The following is a 4574-nucleotide window of genomic DNA, read 5'->3' as shown; positions in this document are numbered from 1 at the left end:
CGGCACGGCGATGAGATTCGAGAGCGCCCCCACCAGCGACGATTCGCCGAAGAACCACATCGTCAAAGGCAACAGTGACAGCGTCATCACCAACTGACCGGCGGACAGCTCGTGCAGGAAGCCGCGCAGTCCTTTGCCGTGTATCGACAGGCTCACCATCAGGAACGCCACGCCGATAAACGACAACCAGAAGCCTGCCGACAATACCGACAAGGGATCCATCAGCAACACGGCCAACAGCGCGAGCGAGAGTGTCTGCGCTCCCGTCGGATGACGCCGGGAACATCGCGCCAGCGCCACGATGGCGATCATCAACAAGGTGCGCACCGTCGGCAGGCCAAAGCCCGCCAATGCGCTGTACACCCCTGCCGCTGCCAGCGCGGCCATGGCCTGCGCCTGCACTCTCGGAAGTCGCCATCCGCAACGCGGCACCAGCAGATAGATCAGGCGCGCGAACCACACGCCAAACAACGCCGATACGCCGACATGAAAACCTGAGATGGCGATGAGGTGTGGAATGCCGTTTGCACGAGCCACTTCCCAATCGTGCTGGCTCAAACCTCGCGTATCACCCACGGAGAATGTCTGCAGCAAGGCCACATCGTGTGGATCGCTCACACGCGCAGCGATCCCGCGACTGATCGCAGCGCGAACGCGGTTGATGCAGAAACCTGGACTTTCGAGTGGCCGATTATCCTCGCCGTCACGCACGTAACCCACCGCCACGATGTGGCGCTCCAGTGCGCTGCGTTCGCCGTCGGCGCCGCCGGGATTAACCAACCCGCGTGGACGCTTGAGGCGCAAGCTGAGCTGCCAGCGGCTGCATGGTGGTATCTGGGGAGCGTCGCGATACCAATTCACGCGCACGCGTCCGTGCAAGGGCAACAGCGTATCGCCGAATGCGGCATGTTCGATGTTGAGCAAAAAGCCGGTGGCGTCGTTGCCGACGATTGGCAGATCGTCGACACGACCCACGACGGTGATGTCCTGCCCTTCCCGCTCGCGCGGCAGACGCGCGTCCATCGCGGCGCCGCCACGCCAGCACGCCCAGGCGATGCCGAACAGGCACCAGGCCAGTGCACGCCCATGGGCGCCCAGACGAAGCACGATGCATGCAAGTACGGCGAGTGCGCCGCAGAACCAGGCCGACGGCAACACCACCAGCCACTGCACGACCAGCACGCCGAGCAGCAACATGATCGCCGGTACCAGCGCGCCGTCCTTGCGCAATGCCGTCCCCTTTCCTGCGGAAGGGATCAGGTTAATGCGTGCGAGGCAACGACGGCGCCGAAAAACCTGTAGGCCTCAAACACGAAGGCCGCCTTGCGGCGACCTCGGTCGTCAGGCGTGGATCTTCTCCACCAGGCTGCCGTTGTGCAGCTCAAGCGTGCGATCCATGCGCTTGGCGAGGCGGTTATCGTGAGTGACCAGGATGAAGCTGGTGCCGATCTCGCGGTTGAGCTCGATCATCAAGTCGTAGACCTGCGCCGCATTGGTTTCGTCGAGATTGCCGGTGGGTTCGTCGCCCAGCACCACGGCCGGACGCGTCACCAGGGCGCGCGCCACCGCACTGCGCTGGCGCTCGCCGCCCGAAAGTTCGGACGGTTTGTGATTCAAGCGCTGGCCCAGTCCCACCCGACCCAGCAGCGCCGCCGCCTGGCGTTCCGCTTCACTGATGGCCACGCCGCGGATCAACAGCGGCATGCACACGTTTTCCAGCGCGGTGAATTCCGGCAGCAGATGGTGGAACTGGTAGATGAAACCCATCGAGCGATTGCGCACGCGGCCGCGCTCGGCGTCGGAAAGGCTGGAGAGGTTGCGTCCCTCCACTTCCACTTCGCCACGCGTCAGCGTGTCCAGGCCGCCGAGGATGTGCAACAGCGTGCTCTTGCCCGAGCCCGAAGCACCCACGATGGCCAGCGTCTCGCTGCGCTTCAGGGTGAAGCTCACGTCGGACAGCACATCGGTTTTCAGATCGCCTTCTTCATACGTCTTGGCGATATGGCTTGCGCGCATTACCACGTCATTGGCGGAGTTCATCGGCTTATTCATAACGCAGCGCCTGCGCGGGCTGGGTGCGCGACGCACGCCAAGCGGGATAGAGGGTGGCCAGCAAGGAGAACAGGAAGGTGATCAGTGCCACCCAGCCCACGTCGCTCGCCAGCAGTTTGCTCGGCAGCTCGCTGATGTAATAGACGTCCGGCGAGAGGAAGGTGACGCCGGTGACGTGTTCAATCCACTTCACGATGCCAGGCAGCTTCCACGACAGCAGCGAACCCAGGCCCACGCCGAAACCGATGCCGACAAAGCCGACCAGCACGCCTTGCACCATGAACATGCCCATGATGCTGCGCGGAGTGGATCCGAGCGTGCGCAGGATGGCGATATCCGCCTGCTTGTCGGTCACCAGCATCATCAGCATCGAGATGAGGTTGATCACCGCCACCAGGATGATCAGCGAGAGGATGATGAACATCACCTTTTTCTCCATCGAGATGGCGGAGAAGAAGTTGGCGTGGCTGTCCATCCAGGTATCCACGCGGTAGACCTGGCCCAGCTGATCGGCAAGTTCGCGTGCCACTTCGCGCGCGTTGAACATGTCGTCGAGCTTCAAACGGATGCCGGTGGGACCGCCCAAACGATTGAGTCGCTCGGCGTCGGTCATGTTGACCAGCGCAAGACCCGAATCGAATTCCTGCATGCCCATTTCGAACACGCCCGACACGGTGAACGTGCGCAGATTCGGCACGCTGCCCGTGATCGGCGAAGACTGGAATGCCGGCACGGCCACGATGACCTTGTCGCCCACCGACACGCCCAGCTGCATGGCCAGTTCGCGACCGAGCACGATGTGCCAGCTGCCCGGCGTCAGCTCGGTGAGCTTGCCTTCCACCATGTGCTGATCGAGGTCGGAGACTTTGGGCTCCTGCGCCGGTTCGATGCCGCGCAGCAAGCCGCCGGTGGAACGGCGTGCCTGCAGGAAGGCCTCGCTCTCCACGTAAGGCGCGGCGCCGAGCACATGCTTGTTGGCGCCAGCGATCTTCACCGCCCGCGGCCAGTCCTGCACGGCTTCGCCCGGCATGCCGGAAACCGTGGCATGAGAAATGGCACCGAGGATGCGCGAGCGCAGCTCGTCGTCGAAGCCGTTCATCACTGACATCACCGTGATCAGCGCGGTCACGCTGATGGCGATGCAGACGATGGAGACGGTGGAGATGAAGGAGATGAATTGATTGCGACGCTTGGCGCGGGTGTAACGCAGGCCAATAAAAAGCTCTAGCGGTCGGAACATTAGGGCGGTCGCTTGTGGGTATCGAAGGGGCTGGCCGCCCGAATGCTGACGATTATCGCCTGTAACGCGGCTAAACCGTAGGACCGCGGCCAGAGGCGTAAGTGCCCGATGCCTCGACCTGGGCCAGCCGCATGCGCAGCCGGCGGCGGATATCGGCGTCGCTGTTGTCGGGCGCCAGCAGCAGGTTGGCATGCCCCCCATCGGCCAGCGACAGCCGCAACCATACGAGCTGCTCGCCGATCACCCGAAACGATGCCAGGGTCGCCGCCCCGTCCTGCTCACCCCGCAATCTCAGGCTCCAGCCGCCATCACGCCCCCAGCCAGCCGCCTGCAGCGGTGCGTCGGACCAGCGCGCAAGCGTGCGCCAGAGGGCGAGGCCAATGGCGAAGCTGATGGCGAGCCTGGCAGGCCACGGCGCAGCGCACATCCACACGGCCAGTGTGGCGAGGGCAGAGAGGAACCAGAGAAGCCGCCCCAGCCAGCGCGAGGGCCGGTATTCAAAGCCGATGGCGGGAGCGGATGTCATCGATGATCGCCTGCCAGTCGGGACGCGTCGCCTTGGCGTGGCCCATCACCCAGTCCCAGAGGTCCGGGTCCTGCGCGTCGAGCAGTTCATCGAAGGCCTGGCGCTGGGCCTCGTCGGCGCTGGCGAAGCGTTCGTCGAGCCAGCCACCGAACAGCGCGTCGAGCTCGCGGGTGCCGCGGCGGGTGCGCCAGCGGAGGCGTTTGATGCGGGCTTCGTCCATAAAACGCGGCGCCTCCTAGTGACTTCCTCTCCCCGCCGGGGAGAGGATTGAGGTGAGGGGTCAATCTTGCCTCAGTTCAACCAAGGCACGAAGGAAGGCTTTCTCAAGCACCCGCCCCTCACCCTGCCCTCTCCCCGGAGGGAGAGGGAAAGAGCAACAGCTTAACTCCGACGCTCGACGATCAACTTCTTGATCTCCGCAATCGCCTTCGCCGGGTTCAGACCCTTCGGGCACGTGCGGGCGCAATTCATGATCGTGTGGCAGCGATACAGCTTGAACGGATCTTCCAGATCGTCCAGACGCGCACCGGTGTCCTCATCGCGGCTGTCGATGATCCAGCGATAGGCCTGCAGCAGGATGGCCGGACCGAGGTAGCGGTCGCCGTTCCACCAGTAGCTCGGGCAGCTGGTCGAGCAGCACGCGCACAGGATGCACTCGTAGAGGCCGTCGAGCTTCTTGCGGTCTTCCGGCGACTGCAGGCGTTCCTTGTCGGCGGGTGCCGGGCTCTGCGTGCGCAGCCACGGCTTGATCGAGGC

General features: G+C 64.1%; 6 protein-coding genes. All 6 read right to left on the bottom strand.

The window, feature by feature from the left end; translation table 11 throughout:
- Positions 1 to 1230, bottom strand: a 1230-nt coding sequence (locus AC1DMG_RS20060) for a ComEC/Rec2 family competence protein (protein ID WP_477180975.1), incomplete at its 3' end; no start/stop codon positions are given.
- Positions 1231 to 1341: 111 nt separating this feature from the next.
- Positions 1342 to 2052, bottom strand: coding sequence for a lipoprotein-releasing ABC transporter ATP-binding protein LolD (lolD, locus tag AC1DMG_RS20055; protein WP_477176006.1), 711 nt, complete (start codon positions 2050 to 2052; stop codon positions 1342 to 1344).
- Entirely contained in the window at positions 2045 to 3292 is a 1248-nt protein-coding gene (locus AC1DMG_RS20050) for a lipoprotein-releasing ABC transporter permease subunit (RefSeq protein ID WP_441604028.1), read from the bottom strand. Before AC1DMG_RS20050 ends, lolD begins: the two co-directional genes overlap by 8 nt.
- A gap of 70 nt (positions 3293 to 3362) precedes the next feature.
- Entirely contained in the window at positions 3363 to 3818 is a 456-nt protein-coding gene (locus tag AC1DMG_RS20045; protein ID WP_477176007.1) for a protein YgfX, read from the bottom strand.
- Entirely contained in the window at positions 3790 to 4038 is a 249-nt protein-coding gene (locus AC1DMG_RS20040; protein WP_477176008.1) for an FAD assembly factor SdhE, read from the bottom strand. The genes AC1DMG_RS20045 and AC1DMG_RS20040 overlap by 29 nt, the downstream gene beginning before the upstream one ends.
- A 161-nt stretch (positions 4039 to 4199) precedes the next feature.
- A partial coding sequence (locus AC1DMG_RS20035; RefSeq protein ID WP_477180974.1) for a 4Fe-4S dicluster domain-containing protein occupies positions 4200 to 4574 on the bottom strand: 375 nt, incomplete at its 5' end.

The organism is Dyella sp. 01N36 (genome assembly GCF_056399745.1).
This window is presented reverse-complemented; position numbering and strand designations above follow the sequence as displayed.